The following is a 16,397-nucleotide window of genomic DNA, read 5'->3' on the forward strand; positions in this document are numbered from 1 at the left end:
CGCCCCAAACCGCCCTTCCAAGCCGTCAATTTCCCACAAGTTTCTCGCCCACGGTCAAAAACCGGCCCGATTGCACTGCGATAGTGGATGCAACGATGCCCGCGTGACCCGAAGAGGAACAGAGCCATGAAAAAGAACCCGCGCTTCATCAAATCCGTTGTCGAGACGGCGGCCAAGACCGACACCGTCATGCCTTGGGCCCGCGGTGCGCGCCGCGCCGCTTTCATCGCCAAACGCAGCAACAACGCCCCGGTCCGCAAGACCGCCTGAGAAGTTTCCCCCGGTACCGGTGCCACGTGCCCGGTATAGCAGACCGCCCCTCGTGACGTTGATTCGTTGCGAGGGGCGTTTTCATGCGAATATGGCGATCACGCACCCGGCCCGGAAACAGCCCCCCGCATTCAGCCGAGATTGGCGCGCAAACCGCAGCACTCAGGCCGGATATTTTGACAAATCCCGCAGAACATGGCGCAGTATCCGTCAGCCCGCGCCGGTGCATGCCGCCCTCGGCACCGCTGTGCCGGGCCGACAAAGGGTTTTGCATGACTGAGACCGCCACCAAAGCCGAAGGCCCGCCGCCCGCGCCGATGCGCAGCTATGAAGTCGCCGCGCTCCGCGCCGACGGGTCGCTCTATATCGGCCAAGACACCGCCCCCACCGCGCCACTTTTCGAAGCCGCTTTCGCGGCCTTCGCCCGCGGGACGCCGATCCAAACGGTACAGGGTGACATCGCCATCGAAGATCTCCAGCCCGGCGACATGATCCACACGAGTGCCGGAGACCCGGCGCAGTTGATCTGGATCGGGTCGAGCCGTTTCATCCCGGCGGACAGTGGGCGGCTGCCCCTCATCCGCATCATGCCCGACAGTTTCGGCGAGGGGCGCCCCAGTTCTTTCCTCACCCTCGGCCCCGCCGCACGGGTGCTCCAGACGCCGCCCCACCTGCGGGCCGAGGCGGAGGGCAGCCGCCTGCTCACCCCGCTGTGCGAATTCGTGGATGGGGTCAATGTGATCGAGGTCACCCCGCCAACCCCGGTACGCCTGTTTCATATCTGTCTGTCGCGCCATGCGGTGATCAAGGTAGGCGGGCTAGAGATGGAGACCTTTCACCCCGGCGCTCAAGCGCTGCGTGACGCTACACCCGGCCTGCGGGATCGCTTTCTATCCATGTTTCCGCAGATCGCGCATGGGCGGGATTTCGGCCCCCTCGCCCACCCCCGCGCGCCCGCGGCGGTAGAAGACCGCGCCGACAGCTGAACTCAAGGCGCGGTCGACAGCCGCGCTTCCAACACGTCAAAGGGCACGCCGGGCTCATCCTTGGCCCCGCGGATCACGAGGCTGGTCTTCACGCTTTCCACATTGGGCGTGGTCAGCAATTGCCCGGTCAGGAAGCTTTGGAAGCTCGACAGATCCGGTGCCACGCATTTCAGGATGAAATCGACCTCACCGTTCAGCATATGGCACTCGCGCACCAGCGGCCAACCACGGCATTTCTCTTCAAACGCGCTCAGATCAGCCTCGGCCTGACTGGCCAGCCCGACCATGGCGAAGACCTGCACCTCAAAACCCAGTTCCCGCGCATCGACATCTGCATGATAGCCTTTGATGTAGCCCTGCTCTTCCAAGGTGCGCACGCGGCGCAAACAGGGCGGTGCAGAGATGCCGACACGTTTGGCCAGTTCGACATTCGTCATCCGGCCATCAGATTGCAACTCGGCCAAGATCATCCGGTCTATCGGATCAAGTCGTGTACCCGCCATAACATCCTCAGTGAATTTTCGATTCTTATAGCAGCCTGCGTGGTGCGCGCAATAAAGTTTCACACAAGCGCAATATTCTTTATCACGGCCCTTGAGGCCAGCCGCCCGTCCGTTCACGCAAGCGTAATGACGGGGCGGTGACGGCAGGGGTTTAACGGCTTCGCGGCTATCGCTATATGAGGCGGGCAATATCAATGACAGCCCGGGGGCGCCAGATGGCCGAGACACGTAAAACCAAGGTACTGATCATCGGCTCCGGCCCTGCGGGCTATACCGCCGGGGTCTACGCAAGCCGCGCCATGCTGGAGCCGATCCTCGTGCAGGGGATCGAGCCGGGCGGCCAGCTGACCACCACCACCGAGGTTGAGAACTGGCCCGGCGACAGCGAGGTTCAGGGCCCCGACCTGATGATCCGTATGCAGGACCACGCCAAGGCCATGGGGACCGAGATCATCGGCGACATCATCACCGACCTCGACCTGTCGAGCCGCCCGTTCCACGCCAAGGGCGACAGCGGCACGACTTACGTCGCCGATTCCGTGATCCTCGCCACCGGCGCCCGCGCGAAGTGGCTGGGGCTGGAGAGCGAAGAGAAGTTCAAGGGCTTCGGCGTCTCGGCCTGCGCTACCTGCGATGGGTTCTTCTATCGTGGTCAGGAGATCGTGGTCATCGGCGGCGGCAACACTGCCGTGGAAGAGGCGCTGTTCCTCACCAACTTCGCTTCCAAGGTCACGCTGATCCACCGCCGCGACGAGCTGCGCGCCGAGAAGATCCTGATCGACCGGTTGATGAAGAACCCCAAGATCGAGCCGCTGTGGTTCCATGAGCTGCACGAGGTCTACGGCACCGACAACCCGCTCGGCGTCGAGGGCGTGAAGGTCAAACACACCAAGACCGGCGAGATCACCGACATTCCCGCCAAGGGCGTCTTTGTCGCCATCGGCCATGCGCCCGCCAACGAGTTGGTCAAAGATACGCTGGAAACCCACATGGGCGGCTACGTCGTGACCAAACCCGACAGCACCGAAACCTCCATCCCCGGCGTCTTTGCCGCAGGCGATTTGACCGACCACAAGTACCGCCAAGCGGTGACCAGCGCCGGCATGGGCTGCATGGCAGCACTCGAAGCCGAGCGCTTCCTTGCCGAAGTGGGCGACGATGACGGCAAAGATACCTCCCTCCCGCTCGGCTACGGGGCCGAGGTGAAGGAAGACGTTTAAGTCAGACGAAGGCGCGGCGGAGATAATTCCGGTTTCCGCCGCCCCTCAGCACCCGAATTGCAGGCCACCCTCGGATCATGGGATTTCGGCCTTTAACGGGGCGACACCCCTTAGTTCTATAGACTTTTCACATCTTTTGCAGCTATGGCAGCCGGGACCAAAGCCGCCTGTTCCCTGAAGAAAAGTGATAGTCATGATGCCCAGCAACCTCACGCCGATCCCCGAACTCTACGTCTCTTACGAGTCTTCGCAAAAGCTGAAGGTGGAGGCGGGCAATCTGGTGAGCCTCGACCTCACCCCGCGCCAGATCTGCGATCTGGAACTCTTGATGAACGGCGGCTTCAACCCGCTGAAAGGGTTCTTGGGCGAAGAGGACTACGACAGCGTGGTCGAGAATATGCGTCTGGCGGACGGCTCCCTCTGGCCGATGCCCATCACCCTCGACGTGACCGAGGCTTTTGCCGAGAAGCTTGAACTGGGTCAGGACATCGCCCTGCGCGACCAAGAAGGCGTGATCCTCGCGACCATGACCGTGACCGACCGCTGGACCCCGAACAAATCGCGCGAGGCCCAGAAGGTTTTCGGCGCGGACGACGAGGCGCATCCGGCGGTGAACTACCTGCACAACCAAGCGGGCAACGTCTATCTCGGCGGTCCGGTGACCGGCATCCAGCAGCCCGTGCACTACGACTTCCGCGCCCGCCGCGACACGCCCAACGAATTGCGCGCCTATTTCCGCAAGCTGGGCTGGCGCCGCGTGGTGGCCTTTCAAACCCGCAACCCGCTGCACCGCGCGCATCAGGAACTCACCTTCCGCGCCGCCCGTGAAGCGCAGGCCAACCTGCTGATCCACCCGGTTGTCGGCATGACCAAACCGGGCGACGTGGATCACTTCACCCGCGTACGCTGCTACGAGGCGGTGCTCGACAAATACCCTGCCGCCACGACCTCCATGTCGCTCCTGAACCTCGCCATGCGCATGGCTGGCCCGCGCGAGGCCGTCTGGCACGGGCTGATCCGCAAGAACCACGGCTGCACCCATTTCATTGTCGGCCGCGACCACGCTGGCCCCGGCAAGAACTCCGCCGGTGAGGATTTCTATGGCCCCTATGACGCGCAGGAATTGTTCCGCGCGCATCAGGAGGAAATGGGCATCGAAATGGTCGATTTCAAACATATGGTCTGGGTGCAGGAACGTGCCCAATATGAGGCCATGGATGAGATCGAGGACAAAGACAGCGTCACCATCTTGAACATCTCGGGCACCGAGCTGCGCCGCCGCCTGCGGGAAGGTTTGGAGATCCCTGAGTGGTTCTCCTTCCCCGAGGTCGTCAAGGAGTTGCGCCGCACCTCCCCGCCGCGCTCGAAGCAAGGTTTCACCGTTTTCTTCACCGGTTTCTCCGGCTCAGGCAAATCCACCATCGCCAACGCGCTGATGGTCAAGTTGATGGAGATGGGCGGGCGCCCGGTGACGCTGCTGGATGGCGATATCGTGCGGAAAAACCTTTCCTCTGAGTTGGGCTTCTCGAAAGAGCACCGCGATCTGAACATCCGCCGCATCGGCTATGTCGCGTCAGAGATTACCAAGAACGGCGGCATCGCTATCTGCGCGCCGATCGCGCCCTATGCCACCACCCGTCGCGCGGTGCGTGAGGATGTGGAGAACTTCGGCGCCTTCGTAGAGGTCCATGTCGCGACCTCTATCGAGGAATGCGAACGCCGCGACCGCAAGGGGCTCTACAAACTGGCGCGCGAGGGCAAGATCAAGGAGTTCACCGGCATTTCCGACCCCTACGATGTGCCACAGAACGCCGAACTGGTGCTGGAGACCGAGAATGTCGAGGTCGACAACTGCGCGCATCAGGTGTTGCTGAAGCTCGAAAGCATGGGGCTGATCACGGGGTAAGCCGCTCAGTCTCTGCTACGAACAACGCAGCCCCTCGGGGCTGCGTTTTGCGTTTGGAGTCAGGCCACCTCGGGCATGAAGACTTGGCCCGACATCACCACACGCCCCTGCCCCGCCACGCGGACACCGGTGATCGCATCGCGCGAGCCAAGCACCTCGACTTCCGCCCGTCCGGGGCGGCCCATGAGGTGCCCCTGCTCGGCCACGAAGGCCGGGCTCTCGATCAATCCGCGCGCCCAGAGATAGGCTGCCATGGCACCCGTCGCCGAACCGGTGAAAGGGTCTTCGGCGGGGCTAGGCGGGGCCAGCAGCAGCCGCGCGTATGTATCGCCCGCAGCAGTCGCGCCGTCGAGCGTCACCCAAAATGGCTCCATCATATCGCTGCCCTGCCCCAGATGGGCGTTATAGGCCCCGAGCGCCTTGGGGTTGAGCTTCAGCCCTTCCAAGGCGGCGCGGCTGCGCAGAACAGTGATACAGAACGGGAGCCCGGTGGAGACCACCTGCGGCGGCGCGATGATCTCTCCCGGGGCCACGCCGCCCACCTTGGCGACGAGATCGGCAGGCACTTCTTCCCCGAAAACCGGCGCGATCTGGGTCATGGCGATCTGGGAGCCGCGTACCTCGACCTCGACGATCCCCGCGCCAGTCTCCAACCGCAGTGGCCCTTCGCCGATCAACCCGCGATGGCGCAGCGCTGCGACGGTGGCGATGGTGGGGTGGCCCGCAAAGGGTATCTCTCGACTGGCGAGGTAGTATGTCACCCTGAAATCCGCGACCTCCGACGGGCCGGTAAAGGTGCATTCAACGAGGGATGTTTCGCGCACATAGGCCATGCATAGCTCATCCGGCAGCCCTGCCCCGCCATGCACCACCGCGCAGCCATTGCCACCAAAGACTTGATCGGTAAAGGCGTCTACCCAGTCGAAATCGAAATCCATAAGACCGCTCCCAATAAAAAAGGCCGCAGCGAACTGCGGCCTTGCATCGGGCTTAGCGTATCGTCGTGCCGCGCGGCGTCAATGCACCATCACTGGCCGGTAGTCATGCTCTCGCGCCAGCGAGAAAGCGAGTTTCTGATCGCCGACCAGCGCAAGCTGCTGCCCTTCGGCATCGTGAACGGCATAGAGAAGCTCAAGCCCCTCGGCCTGATCGCGCACCTCGCGCGGCAGGTCGGCGACAGCGATGGTTTTGACATAGACCATACGGTCGTTTCCATGGGTGATTGCGTCTTGCATGATGTTACCCCTTCTTGATCTTGATGGTTTGAACCACCGTTTCAGGCTTGGCGCGGGTCAGGTCGACATGCAGCAGACCATTCTCCATAACCGCCTCGCCCACATCGACCCCATCGGCCAGTACGAACGAGCGTTGGAATTGACGCGCGGCGATTCCACGGTGCAGAAACACCCGGTCTTCGCCATCGTCGGACTGACGCCCACGGATCACGAGCTGTCTATCCTCAACGGTTATCGACAGATCCTGTTCCGAAAAACCCGCTACCGCCAGCGTGATGCGATAGCTGTAGTCCGAGGTTTGTTCGATGTTGAACGGCGGATAACCTTCGTTTCCGGCCTTGGCGCTGCGTTCGAGCACCCGTTCCAATTGTTCAAACCCAAGCATATGCGGGTAAGAGGCAAGCGTTAATTTCGTCATGCGACACGTCCTTATCAGGTCAAGCGACAGTGTTTCACAGGCCCCGCAACCGGCAGCCCGTTGCATTGAATATGGGGGGGCTTGGGCAAGGGCGCAAGGGCTATGCCAAATGATCTCAACCGCTTATATTCAAGGTTCAGATGCCCAACGGAATCACCTGCCCATGAATGCCCCTACCGATCTGTCGATGAAAACGGACGAAGTGCTGCGTGTCGAGCTTGAGGTCTTTCGACGGGAACATCGCGATCTGGATGACGCCATCCATGCGCTGGTCGAACGCGGCACCGGGGATCAACTGACCCTGCAACGGCTCAAGAAACGCAAACTGCGCCTCAAGGATTTGATCGCCCAGATCGAAGACCGGCTGACGCCCGATATCATCGCCTAACCCATTATCCCCATGGCCCGCGGCAATCGGCGTTGCCAGATGGGCCGTGATGGGTATAGTGCGCGCTCTGATCCACCAAGAGAAGGCCCGCAGCAATGACCACGCCCCCGGTTGGCATCATCATGGGGTCCCAGTCCGACTGGGCCACCATGCGCGAAGCAGCAACCCTGCTGGACGAGCTTAACATCCCCTTTGAGGCGCGCATCGTTTCGGCCCATCGCACGCCGGACCGGCTCTGGGACTATGGCAAGACGGCGGTGGACCGGGGTTTGCAAGTCATCATCGCGGGCGCAGGCGGGGCGGCGCATTTGCCGGGCATGATGGCCTCCAAAACCCGGGTGCCGGTTATCGGCGTGCCGGTGCAGACCAAAGCGCTCTCGGGTGTGGATTCGCTCTATTCCATCCTGCAAATGCCGCGCGGCTTCCCAGTCGCGACCATGGCCATCGGTGCCGCAGGCGCGGCCAATGCCGCCCTGATGGCGGCGGGCATCCTTGCGCTGCAAGACCCGGAACTGGCCAAGCGGCTGGACGATTGGCGCGATGCGCTCAGCGCTTCGATCCCCGAGGTGCCGCATGACTGAACCCCTGCAAACCGGCGCCACCATCGGCATTCTGGGCGGCGGCCAATTGGGCCGCATGCTTTCTGTCGCCGCAGCACGGCTTGGCTTTCGCACCCATATCTTCGAGCCGGGCGCCAACCCGCCCGCTGCCGATGTGGCCCATGCGGTGACCACCGCCCCCTATGACGACCACAAGGCGCTGGAGGCTTTCGCCCGCGCCTGTGACATCGTCACTTTCGAGTTTGAGAACATCCCGACCGAAGCGCTCGACGTGGTCGAGGCGATCACCCCGCTGCGCCCGGGCCGCGAGGCGCTGCGCATTTCCCAAGACCGGCTGACCGAGAAGACCTTCCTCGGCGATCTTGGCCTGCGCGTGGCCCCTTTCGCCGATGTGACCGACGCCGCCAGCCTGAAGGCCGCCGTGGCCCAGATCGGCACGCCTGCGATCCTCAAGACCCGCCGTTTCGGCTATGATGGAAAGGGCCAAGCGCGGCTGAAAGATGATGCCGACCTCGACGCCGCTTGGGCCGAGATGAACGGCGCGCCTTCCGTGCTCGAAGGTTTCGTGAACTTCAGCGCCGAAATCTCTGTCATCGCCGCGCGCAGTGCCACGGGCGAAGTTGCCTGTTTTGACCCCGGTGAAAACGCCCACCGCGATGGCATCCTGCATACCACCACGGTGCCCGCCAAGATCAGTAATGCACAGCGCACTGACGCGGTGCTGCTTGCCGGTCGCGTGCTGAACGCACTGGATTACGTCGGCGTTATGGGGGTGGAGCTTTTCGTCACGCCGCAGGGGCTGATCGTGAATGAGATCGCCCCGCGGGTGCATAACTCTGGCCATTGGACCCAGAACGGCTGCACCATCGACCAATTCGAGCAGCATATCCGCGCCGTGGCCGGATGGCCCTTGGGCGATGGGCAGCGCTATGCAGATGTGGTGATGACCAACCTCATCGGCGATGACATGGACCGCGTGCCCGAACTGGCCCGCGCCCGCGACACCGCGCTGCATCTCTACGGCAAGGCCGAGGTCAAACCGGGCCGCAAGATGGGTCATGTAAACCAGATCACCCGCGGCTGAGGTCAGCCAAAGAACCGTTCCGCCACCGCGCCGGACATGAAGCTCACCTGCCCCGCCGCGAAAGTGGCGGCGACCCGGCCCGTGACCTTGTCCAACACCACGATATCGGCACGTTTGCCCGGCGCCAGCGTGCCGCGATCCGAAAGCCCCAACACCTGCGCCGGCCCCGATGAGACAAGCGCCCAAGCGCCTGCAAGGTCCAGCAATCCGCTCTGCGCCAGCATCAAGGCGGCGCGGCGCGGCGAGGGGTAATGGTAATCCGACGCCAGCGCGTGACAGAGCCCCATGCTGATCAGGTCCAGCGCCGAAAGGTTGCCGTTATGCGACCCGCCGCGCACCACATTGGGCGCGCCCATGATGACCGCATCCCCCGCCCGATGCGCGGCCTCGGCGGCCTCCTGCGTCTCGGGGAATTCCGCCAGCGTCACGCCCCGCGCCCGCCAAAGGGCGCGGCCCTCGGCGGTCTGGTCATCATGGCTGCCCATTTTAACGCCACGCTGCGCCAGTTCCGCGCAGAGTCGGTCCAAGGCCGCGGGCACCTCATCGCGCCGCGCGTGCATCTCCTGCATCTGTGCCAAATGGCTCTCCGGGCTGCGCCCGGCCTTCAGCGCCTGCCCGACCAGCCGTTTTGGGGTCTTGCCCGCCGCCAAACGATCATGCGGCAGGTGATCGTTGAACACCACATAGCCCACGCCCCAATCCGCCATGCGCTGCGGCAGACTGTCGTAAAGGTCGAGCATATGGGTCTCAAACCGAAGCTGCGGGCGGATGTCGGTGACCAATTCCGGCGCGGTGTCGCGGATGCCGCTAAAGACCTGATCGGCGAACGCCAGCCCCCGCAGCCCGCCTTCCCAGCTGACGAATTGCGCCAAAACCGCGGTGGTCATGCCATTCGCCGCAAGCTCCGCCTCCGCCGCGACCAACCCTTCGGACAGTTGCTTCATCGCCCCGCGACGCGGAGCCAGATGCCGCTCGAACGCGTCGCCATGCAGATCGACGATCCCCGGCAAGACTTGAAAGCCAGTCAGATCAATAGGCCGCCCGACCGGGGCATCGGCAATCACCCCGTCGGCAAAAGACAACGGCGCGCGGCTCAGCCCCTCGGGGTGAAGCACCTCCGCATTGACGAGATCAAGGTTTGGCATCGTCCCCTCCCACCCCCGGCAGGCAGCCCGCTTCCGGGCAGCCGATCGCATTCAGGACGCCATCGATAAAAGTCATCGACCGATCAAAACTGCCGGTTTTCAGAAAGGCCATGGTCTGGGCGATGACGCGCGGGTTGTTCATCATGAAGGTATGGGTCACCGGCAAGACGATATGGTCTTTCATCCCCGCCACACGGGTCGAAGCGACCGAGACCTTTCCATCATCCGGCCCCGGCAAAAGGCTTGAAAAATAGGGGTTTAGCGACTGTGAGCCAGCAATCACGCCCAACTCGAAAGGGACCGGCGGCAATTGGTTCGGCAAGGCCGCATCATCGGTGCCGATCTCGGCCCCGGCGGGCCCGTTCAACCATTCGAACGCAGGGTTCTCGACCAATTCGTCCACCACCTCGCTGCCGTGATTGGGCGGCCCCAGCATCACCACGCGCCCGACCCGGTCGGCACCGGCCTCGGCCACCCATTTGCGCACCAAAATACCGCCCATGGAATGAGTCACGAAATCGATCTGCGCAGTGCCGCAGGCCTCAATTGCGCGCGGCAGGGTCTGTTTCGCCAATTCCGCGATATTGGCCTCAGTCGAAGGGTAGCCCGGGCGCACCACGCGGTAGCCTTCGGCGGCCAAAGCCGCTTCCATCACGGCAAAAGACATCTCGGTCCTAGCCAGCCCATGGAGCAAAACCACACAGCGCCCCGCTGCGTTTTCGGCCGCGGCAGGCAGGGGGATCGCCAAGCAGATCGCGGCAATCAGCAGAGTGAAAAATCTCATCATGCCCCCCAGATAGACTGATTGCCCCGACTGTGAAATGGTCTTGGCGCGTTACCTGACGAAAGTATGCCGATGCCCCGACCCTGCCCTCGATTGGCCGCCCGCGCCGTGCTGCTGCACGAAGACCGGCTGCTGCTGGTCAACGCCTATGCCGATGATCGGCTGGGCCTGATGTGCGCCCCCGGCGGCGGGGTGGAGGCCGGCGCCTCCCTCCCCGACAACCTGCGCCGCGAGGTGTTTGAGGAAACGGGCCTCACGATCTCTGTCGGCGCGCCCTGTTTGGTCAATGAGTTCCACGACCCCGGCGGCGATTTCCATCAGGTGGATATCTATTTCAGATGCCACATCCTCGGATCCGCCCAAATCGCCCCCGGTTGGCAAGACCGGGAGGCCATCGTCACGCGGCATCGATGGGTCACCCAGGCGGAACTGGCACAAGTCCCCCACAAGCCCGGCAGCCTCGGCACGGTCGCTTTTGGCCCAACGGAGGCGGCGATCACCTACGATCCTTTGGAGCCGATTTTGCGCTGATCGCCCAAGCGATCCCGCCCAGAACCAAGGCCGTCGCGATGACCAGCGTCAGACTCAGCGGCTCACCCAAGAGCAGCACCCCGGCGAGGATGGCGATGATCGGCACGCTTAGCTGCGCCACCGCCGCCGTGCCCCCGTCGATCCGCGTCAGCACCGCATACCACAGGGCATAGCCAAGCCCCGAGGTCACCCCGCCGCAAAGCGCGCCCAACAAAAGCCCCGTCAGGCTGAAATGCGCCCCCGAAAAAGTGGGCAGGATGAGCATGAACGGCAAACACAGCAAAAAGTTTGCCGAAGTCGCCGCCAGCGGATCGCCCGATGTGCGACCGATGATCGTATAGGCGGCCCAGCCGATCCCCGCCAGAACCATCAGCCCGGCGCCGATTGGATCAGTGGAACCCTGCCCATCCGGCCAGAGGACCAAAACCAATCCCGCAAAAGCCGCCGCAGCCCCTGTAATCTGCCGCGCGGTGGGCGCCGCGCCGGTCAAAGCGGCGTAGGTGAACATGGTAATCTGCACCACGCCAAAAAGGATGAGCGCCCCGAGCCCCGCGTCCAACGTCAGATACGCCAGACTGAACCCGATCATATAGACAGCGAGGCTCACGGCTCCGCCGATCCTGTTGCGCCGCAAAAGCGACAGCCGTCCACCCCGCAGCGCAACCAAGATGGCCAAAACCAATGCCCCCGCACCGACCCGCACAAGGGCAAAGCCCGCCGGATCGATATGCCCGCCGTCCACCGCCATCCGGGTCAAAATTGAGTTCGCCGCAAAGGCGCACATGGTGAGGGCGGAAAGAAGGAAAAGCTGCATGGCCTCTCGCTTAGCCTCACTCTCGAGCCGCGCCAAGCGCGGAATGCCTTTTGCACAAGGTTCTAACTGTGACGTGATGATCTCCTCCTTCGCAGTGAATGCTGTGATAAGATAAGGCGGTACGCGCGCTGCAATTCGATAGTGGCGGCAGAGGGGTTCCTTGGCTCCCCGGGTTTCACCTATGCTATGTCATAGCCACGCCCTCCAAACGCACGGATACAGTCGCACCGCGCCCAGCACCGGTGGATACCAAACAGGCATGGCCCCCATAAGCCGCCGCGATTTTGCTAACCAAGGCCAGCCCCAAGCCCGACCCTTCAACCTCATCGCGCGACCGCAAAGTGGTCATCGGCTGGAAGACACGCTCACGATAACGCGAAGGTATTCCCGGCCCATCATCGGAAACGGTGAGCATCATGGCCTCCCCTTCGTTTTTTACCACTACCTCGACCCGCCCGGAAAACCGATCATGATGCTTGATCGCGTTTCCAATCAACGCCACGAAAAGCGAGTGCAGGTCCTGATCGTCAACGACGAAAGAGTCGCACCCGAAGTAATGATCAACCCGGAAACCACTGGGCGGCCCGACTTCCTCCAACGCGGCATCAAAGGCCTGACGAAGCTCAAGCACGGTCGCATTGCGCCCCCTTCCGGCGCGCGAGTATTGAAGCAGGTCGACTAACATCCGATCCAACCGCCGCGTGTGCCGCTTCATCAAGGCGATGGAACTGTGGACCGAAGCGCTTACCTCCAGTCCCGCGTCCTCAATATCCTCGGCGATCCATTCAGGCAGTTCCAACAGCGCGCGAATGGAGCCGCGCAGATCGTGACTTACCAGATGGATAAACTCCTCTGCATCAGGCCCGAGAGGCTGCGGCTCTTCGCGCGAAGGTAGCTCATGGTCGGCAGGTAACCTTACCAGCCGCTGCGTCATATCGCGACCTCCCTGCGATCAGCGCATGAGCAAAACGCCCTGCTAACCCGAATTAAAACCAAAGGTTCCATCAAGCGATATCCCGTAGCAATCGACGCGCATTGGGCGGATATTTCGCTCGCAGGCGCGCCCACCTTTGTATTTGCCTTTCGCGTCCAACCCGGCTGGTGATCAACTGCCATTGCTGTGCCACCCGGGTCAGGGCCATTTTCGGCGAAACCTCACCCTGAAGGGCCTTATCCAATCCCCTCCCCAATGTTTGGAAATACTCAGATTGCCCTTTCAAATAGAAATCGGGAATCGCCCTTTTAAGCGCCGCGCGATGCACCTCCAGAAAGGGCTTTGAATAGGCCGTCTCCACTCCCGGATCACTGTAGTGCTCATTACGAAAAGGGTCGAAAAACCCATCCGGCTGCCGAACGGCAAGTGTCGACATTGCTGGCGTGACCGCGAAGAGCGCGAATAGATAGGCGAGTTCTTTCTGCATCGATGCCGCGCTGATGACAAAGCTCCATCCCCAATTAAAATAGGGCATTTCGAGCAGTTCCTCCCCCACCTGCCCTCCGGGGGTTGGCCCGTAAAACATCCGTCCGCGCATCGATGATCGACGAGAGTTAAGGTATTTCTGCGTTCCGCCCCAGCCGATATTGCAATAGACATCACCCTTCGCGTATCGCGCCCAATTTCCAAACAGCCCCAGGCTCGAAGTTTCGGGGGCAAGGCAGTCCGTGATCGCGATCAACTCTTCCAGCGCCGCGACACCCGGGTCATCTGCAATTTGCGGCGTCATATCGGGGGACAAAGGCCAATAGCCCTTGGCGTGAAACCGCACCCACCATTCCCATGCGAGATACCCCGGCGTGCGGAACAACAGTCCGCCATATCGACCGGCCTCTGGTGCATGAAAGAACCGGATTTGCCGGTCCAGTTCCTGCCAAGTTTCTGGCTGAACAAGTGGATAGCCGAAACGATCGGCGTAGCGCGCTTGGTCATGCGGATCGCGCAACATCTCGCGATGGTAGAACATCAAATAGGCGTCGCCATCCGTTTGAAATCCATAAGTTTTACCGTCGAACCTATCCCCTTCTTGATAAAGCATAGGGTCGCGAAACCCCGGCGGTTCATAGCGTGCGGCGAAGCCATCCAAAGCATGGACCGCCCCCGCGGCCACCAGATCTGCGACACCAAAAGTCGCGGGCAAAGCAACGTCATATCGCGCCTCCCCGAGCACACTATTAAGCATCAGTTCCGCGTTGATCTGATCTACATGCACTTCTTGCAGGTCGACCGCGACCCCGGTCCGTTCTGTAAAGGCCTTTGCAACCGGCGCGAGATTGGCCCGCGACCCTGCAGGCAACAGCACCGAAAGCGTCTTGGCGTTCCCCCCCAATTCGCGAGCCTGCGCGGCCACCTTTATATCAATCGCCTCACCGAGTGCCGGAGCGGCGATCAGCGTGCTCAAACCGGCGCCCAATCCGATTGAAACCGTTCGCCTTGTTAACCTGCGGCCGCTTGACACGATTCGATCCTCTAATACGCCGGGGCATGACCCCTTCCCGCTGTCATGGCGCTGGTTTTAGGGCGACGGCGATTAACATTGCGTTAATCGGTCACGGCTATTCACAAGGTATGAAAACGATGCACCCCCCTTGGCGCCTCCTGCAGCTTTTCGGCAGCCGTATCAGCACCCGTCTCAGGGCCGCTTTTCTGCTCGTTGCGGGCATCATCGGCCTAGCCGGGTGGGTTGCTACGGGGCAAATGCGCGCTGTTTTGGCCAGTCATGCTCATCTAAGCCAATCGGCGCTACCGATGTTGGCTATTTTCCAGCAGATTGAGCGGTCTTTGAATGGTGTATTCCTTTCGATTGAACAGTTAAATCAGCGAGATACCACCGCTTCGCCATCAGTCCTTGGGCAGGAAATTGGGACAAAGATCAGCGAAATCTCCAAACTTTTAGATGATCTGTCGACGTCCGAGATCGCGCCGCCCTTGGCCGCCCGGCTGGAACAGCGTTTGCAGATGGCACGGCGTGCGACGGATGCGACAGTAGTCAGCCTTCAGGAGATGCGGGGCGTGGAGGCGCAAATCGTCTCAACCCTCGATGTTGTCGAGCAAATTCAAGAGCAAAGTCACCTCATTATCGACGATCTGGCCTATCGGCTTTCTAGGCAAACCGAAGCTTTGCTGGCCGAAGCCCTTAGGACTTCGGATTCCGGCCAGCTTCAAAATCCTACGTCCCGCTTTCCCGAATTGTTGTTAAGTGCGGTCAATTTGAATGACATTCGGCTCAGTCTCGACACGCTGATCAATATCGTCATGTCGCAAGGGCTACAGAACCAACCCCTTCAACTCGCGCGCGCGAAACTACTTGTCGAAGAACATTTCCAGGATGCCATAGCCCGCTTACCGCGCATTCACGAAACCGCAAGCAGGCGGTCACTTGCCCGCCAAATTGACGCGTTGCGCGACCTGCTGCTTCGTCCCGAAACAGGGTTCTTTGCCCATACAATGGCCCGGCTGCGGTTCAATAATAGCTTCGAAAGGCTGCAAGCCGAACACCTTCCCATGATCGTGGAAATTTCCGATATCTCCTCCGATCTGACCCAGAATACCCTAGAGCGGGTGGATGCTGCGACGCAGGCCCTGCGTGATACCATCAGCCAAGTCATTTGGACCGTGGGTCTCACCATGGCCTGCGCCTTTCTCGTGATTGCGATGGCAAACGGCTTGGTTATCGAACGGCAGTTTAACCGCCGGATCAGACGCTTGACCGATTCCGTGACCGCGATCGTTCGGGGGGATCTCGACCATCCGATTACCGTGAGAGGGCGCGACGAGCTTGGAGAGATGGCGCGCGCATTAACCGTCTTCCGCACCACGGCGGAGGAGCTTCGGCGCTCGAATATCGAGTTGGAGAAATTCGCCTATGTCGCTGCGCACGACCTGCGGTCGCCCCTCCGGGCGGTGCATGAATTGAGCCTTTGGGTGCTGGAGGATGAAGACAACGCGCTAAGTGCCGAAAGCCGAAGCTATTTGCTGATGTCTCAACAACGGATTGACCGGCTGAACCGTCTTTTGGCCGATCTTTTGGACTACGCTCGCGCCGGGCAGGACCAGCCTGCGCCGGAGCCTGTCCATCTTGGCCGCTTAGTGACGGAGCTCGCCCGCTACATCGATACCGAAGGCCGTTTCAAAATCACCTTTACCGGGGCGGAGCAGGTCGTCGACGCGCAGCTCACCCCCTTGCAGCAGATTTTGGGCAATCTCATCTCGAATGCGATCAAACACCATGACCGGGATCATGGGACGATCCATATCAGTGCGCAGCGTCGGCAGGACCACCTTGTCTTGACCGTCCGCGATGATGGGCCGGGGATAGAGCTTCGGCATCAGCAAAAGATATTTGAACTCTTTCAAACCCTTAAACCCCGCGATGAGGTTGAGGGGAGCGGCTTGGGCCTCGCCATCGTAAACAAGCTTGCGGCCCACCAAAAAGGCAAGGTCACGCTATTTTCCGACCCTGACAAAGGGCGCGGCGCGACCTTTGTGGTTGAGCTTCCACTGGTACCTCAAACGCATCAACCCCTGCCCGTGGCGGCCGCGGCGTGACAGCAGTCGG

At 61.6% G+C, this 16,397-nt stretch carries 18 protein-coding genes; 9 read left to right on the forward strand and 9 right to left on the reverse strand.

Annotation, left to right across the window (positions count from 1 at the left end):
- Positions 1-126: 126 nt before the first annotated feature.
- Both ACGYLI_RS02655 and ACGYLI_RS02660 read left to right on the forward strand, forming a co-directional pair.
- A complete protein-coding gene (locus tag ACGYLI_RS02655) occupies positions 127-270 on the forward strand; it encodes a hypothetical protein (protein ID WP_394416879.1) in 144 nt (47 codons plus the stop codon).
- A gap of 272 nt (positions 271-542) precedes the next feature.
- Positions 543-1,256: a Hint domain-containing protein gene (locus ACGYLI_RS02660; RefSeq protein WP_394416881.1), complete on the forward strand. Its 714-nt coding sequence runs from the start codon at positions 543-545 to the stop codon at positions 1,254-1,256.
- A 2-nt stretch (positions 1,257-1,258) separates the two neighbouring features.
- On the opposite strand, the gene ACGYLI_RS02665 is transcribed toward ACGYLI_RS02660, so the two are convergent.
- Positions 1,259-1,759: an Lrp/AsnC family transcriptional regulator gene (locus tag ACGYLI_RS02665; protein ID WP_067267317.1), complete on the reverse strand. Its 501-nt coding sequence runs from the start codon at positions 1,757-1,759 to the stop codon at positions 1,259-1,261.
- A gap of 215 nt (positions 1,760-1,974) precedes the next feature.
- On the opposite strand from ACGYLI_RS02665, the gene trxB reads away from it, so the two are divergent.
- Entirely contained in the window at positions 1,975-2,979 is a 1,005-nt protein-coding gene (trxB, locus tag ACGYLI_RS02670) for a thioredoxin-disulfide reductase (RefSeq protein ID WP_271688145.1), read from the forward strand.
- A 193-nt stretch (positions 2,980-3,172) separates the two neighbouring features.
- Positions 3,173-4,885 (forward strand): bifunctional sulfate adenylyltransferase/adenylylsulfate kinase, encoded by a 1,713-nt coding sequence (locus tag ACGYLI_RS02675; protein ID WP_394416883.1) that lies wholly within the window; start codon positions 3,173-3,175, stop codon positions 4,883-4,885.
- 59 nt (positions 4,886-4,944) lie between these two features.
- On the opposite strand, the gene ACGYLI_RS02680 is transcribed toward ACGYLI_RS02675, so the two are convergent.
- The 3 genes from ACGYLI_RS02680 to ACGYLI_RS02690 all read right to left on the reverse strand — a co-directional run bounded on the left by ACGYLI_RS02680 (position 4,945) and on the right by ACGYLI_RS02690 (position 6,538).
- Positions 4,945-5,823 (reverse strand): PhzF family phenazine biosynthesis protein, encoded by an 879-nt coding sequence (locus ACGYLI_RS02680; RefSeq protein WP_394416885.1) that lies wholly within the window; start codon positions 5,821-5,823, stop codon positions 4,945-4,947.
- A gap of 78 nt (positions 5,824-5,901) precedes the next feature.
- Entirely contained in the window at positions 5,902-6,120 is a 219-nt protein-coding gene (locus ACGYLI_RS02685; RefSeq protein ID WP_007119022.1) for a DUF1150 family protein, read from the reverse strand.
- Between the two features lie 4 nt (positions 6,121-6,124).
- A complete protein-coding gene (locus tag ACGYLI_RS02690) occupies positions 6,125-6,538 on the reverse strand; it encodes an Hsp20 family protein (RefSeq protein ID WP_067267324.1) in 414 nt (137 codons plus the stop codon).
- 163 nt (positions 6,539-6,701) lie between these two features.
- On the opposite strand from ACGYLI_RS02690, the gene ACGYLI_RS02695 reads away from it, so the two are divergent.
- The 3 genes from ACGYLI_RS02695 (at position 6,702) to ACGYLI_RS02705 (ending at position 8,570) form a co-directional block, all read left to right on the forward strand.
- Positions 6,702-6,926 (forward strand): YdcH family protein, encoded by a 225-nt coding sequence (locus ACGYLI_RS02695; RefSeq protein WP_067267347.1) that lies wholly within the window; start codon positions 6,702-6,704, stop codon positions 6,924-6,926.
- Between the two features lie 95 nt (positions 6,927-7,021).
- Positions 7,022-7,507, forward strand: a complete 486-nt coding sequence (gene purE, locus ACGYLI_RS02700) for a 5-(carboxyamino)imidazole ribonucleotide mutase (RefSeq protein WP_209218256.1) — start codon at positions 7,022-7,024, stop codon at positions 7,505-7,507.
- The gene (locus ACGYLI_RS02705; RefSeq protein WP_394416887.1) at positions 7,500-8,570 is read left to right on the forward strand and encodes a 5-(carboxyamino)imidazole ribonucleotide synthase; all 1,071 of its coding nucleotides are present in this window, start codon (positions 7,500-7,502) and stop codon (positions 8,568-8,570) included. The genes purE and ACGYLI_RS02705 overlap by 8 nt, the downstream gene beginning before the upstream one ends.
- 2 nt (positions 8,571-8,572) lie before the next feature.
- On the opposite strand, the gene ACGYLI_RS02710 is transcribed toward ACGYLI_RS02705, so the two are convergent.
- Together ACGYLI_RS02710 and ACGYLI_RS02715 are read right to left on the reverse strand one after the other, a co-directional pair.
- Complete coding sequence (locus ACGYLI_RS02710; protein WP_394416889.1) at positions 8,573-9,715, reverse strand: alpha-D-ribose 1-methylphosphonate 5-triphosphate diphosphatase; 1,143 nt, start codon at positions 9,713-9,715, stop codon at positions 8,573-8,575.
- A complete protein-coding gene (locus ACGYLI_RS02715) occupies positions 9,702-10,499 on the reverse strand; it encodes an alpha/beta fold hydrolase (RefSeq protein ID WP_271688151.1) in 798 nt (265 codons plus the stop codon). Before ACGYLI_RS02715 ends, ACGYLI_RS02710 begins: the two co-directional genes overlap by 14 nt.
- 66 nt (positions 10,500-10,565) lie before the next feature.
- On the opposite strand from ACGYLI_RS02715, the gene ACGYLI_RS02720 reads away from it, so the two are divergent.
- The gene (locus ACGYLI_RS02720; RefSeq protein ID WP_394416891.1) at positions 10,566-11,030 is read left to right on the forward strand and encodes an NUDIX domain-containing protein; all 465 of its coding nucleotides are present in this window, start codon (positions 10,566-10,568) and stop codon (positions 11,028-11,030) included.
- On the opposite strand, the gene ACGYLI_RS02725 is transcribed toward ACGYLI_RS02720, so the two are convergent.
- The 3 genes from ACGYLI_RS02725 to ACGYLI_RS02735 all read right to left on the reverse strand — a co-directional run bounded on the left by ACGYLI_RS02725 (position 10,996) and on the right by ACGYLI_RS02735 (position 14,240).
- Positions 10,996-11,844 carry a DMT family transporter gene (locus ACGYLI_RS02725; protein WP_394416893.1) on the reverse strand — a complete coding sequence of 283 codons (849 nt, stop codon included), beginning with the start codon at positions 11,842-11,844 and terminating at the stop codon, positions 10,996-10,998. The genes ACGYLI_RS02720 and ACGYLI_RS02725 overlap by 35 nt on opposite strands.
- Positions 11,845-12,028: 184 nt before the next feature.
- Positions 12,029-12,778: an ATP-binding protein gene (locus ACGYLI_RS02730; protein WP_394416895.1), complete on the reverse strand. Its 750-nt coding sequence runs from the start codon at positions 12,776-12,778 to the stop codon at positions 12,029-12,031.
- A 70-nt stretch (positions 12,779-12,848) separates the two neighbouring features.
- Positions 12,849-14,240: an extracellular solute-binding protein gene (locus ACGYLI_RS02735; RefSeq protein ID WP_394416897.1), complete on the reverse strand. Its 1,392-nt coding sequence runs from the start codon at positions 14,238-14,240 to the stop codon at positions 12,849-12,851.
- An 83-nt stretch (positions 14,241-14,323) separates the two neighbouring features.
- Between ACGYLI_RS02735 and ACGYLI_RS02740 the strand changes: the two genes are divergently transcribed.
- The gene (locus ACGYLI_RS02740; protein ID WP_394416899.1) at positions 14,324-16,387 is read left to right on the forward strand and encodes an ATP-binding protein; all 2,064 of its coding nucleotides are present in this window, start codon (positions 14,324-14,326) and stop codon (positions 16,385-16,387) included.
- Positions 16,388-16,397: the final 10 nt, after the last annotated feature.

The organism is Sulfitobacter sp. 1A13421 (assembly GCF_043557285.1).
GTDB classification, from domain to species: domain Bacteria; phylum Pseudomonadota; class Alphaproteobacteria; order Rhodobacterales; family Rhodobacteraceae; genus Sulfitobacter; species Sulfitobacter faviae.

Bases quoted from the DNA above. Each gene is read 5' to 3' on its own strand.
- ACGYLI_RS02715 (WP_271688151.1), bottom strand. From the start codon at position 10,499: ATGAGATTTTTCACTCTGCTGATTGCCGCGATCTGCTTGGCGATCCCC.
- ACGYLI_RS02675 (WP_394416883.1), top strand. From the start codon at position 3,173: ATGATGCCCAGCAACCTCACGCCGATCCCCGAACTCTACGTCTCTTAC.
- ACGYLI_RS02660 (WP_394416881.1), top strand. From the start codon at position 543: ATGACTGAGACCGCCACCAAAGCCGAAGGCCCGCCGCCCGCGCCGATG.
- ACGYLI_RS02740 (WP_394416899.1), top strand. From the start codon at position 14,324: ATGACCCCTTCCCGCTGTCATGGCGCTGGTTTTAGGGCGACGGCGATT.
- ACGYLI_RS02730 (WP_394416895.1), bottom strand. From the start codon at position 12,778: ATGACGCAGCGGCTGGTAAGGTTACCTGCCGACCATGAGCTACCTTCG.
- ACGYLI_RS02690 (WP_067267324.1), bottom strand. From the start codon at position 6,538: ATGACGAAATTAACGCTTGCCTCTTACCCGCATATGCTTGGGTTTGAA.
- ACGYLI_RS02655 (WP_394416879.1), top strand. From the start codon at position 127: ATGAAAAAGAACCCGCGCTTCATCAAATCCGTTGTCGAGACGGCGGCC.
- purE (WP_209218256.1), top strand. From the start codon at position 7,022: ATGACCACGCCCCCGGTTGGCATCATCATGGGGTCCCAGTCCGACTGG.
- ACGYLI_RS02680 (WP_394416885.1), bottom strand. From the start codon at position 5,823: ATGGATTTCGATTTCGACTGGGTAGACGCCTTTACCGATCAAGTCTTT.
- ACGYLI_RS02695 (WP_067267347.1), top strand. From the start codon at position 6,702: ATGAATGCCCCTACCGATCTGTCGATGAAAACGGACGAAGTGCTGCGT.
- ACGYLI_RS02685 (WP_007119022.1), bottom strand. From the start codon at position 6,120: ATGCAAGACGCAATCACCCATGGAAACGACCGTATGGTCTATGTCAAA.
- ACGYLI_RS02705 (WP_394416887.1), top strand. From the start codon at position 7,500: ATGACTGAACCCCTGCAAACCGGCGCCACCATCGGCATTCTGGGCGGC.
- ACGYLI_RS02665 (WP_067267317.1), bottom strand. From the start codon at position 1,759: ATGGCGGGTACACGACTTGATCCGATAGACCGGATGATCTTGGCCGAG.
- ACGYLI_RS02725 (WP_394416893.1), bottom strand. From the start codon at position 11,844: ATGCAGCTTTTCCTTCTTTCCGCCCTCACCATGTGCGCCTTTGCGGCG.
- trxB (WP_271688145.1), top strand. From the start codon at position 1,975: ATGGCCGAGACACGTAAAACCAAGGTACTGATCATCGGCTCCGGCCCT.
- ACGYLI_RS02720 (WP_394416891.1), top strand. From the start codon at position 10,566: ATGCCGATGCCCCGACCCTGCCCTCGATTGGCCGCCCGCGCCGTGCTG.
- ACGYLI_RS02710 (WP_394416889.1), bottom strand. From the start codon at position 9,715: ATGCCAAACCTTGATCTCGTCAATGCGGAGGTGCTTCACCCCGAGGGG.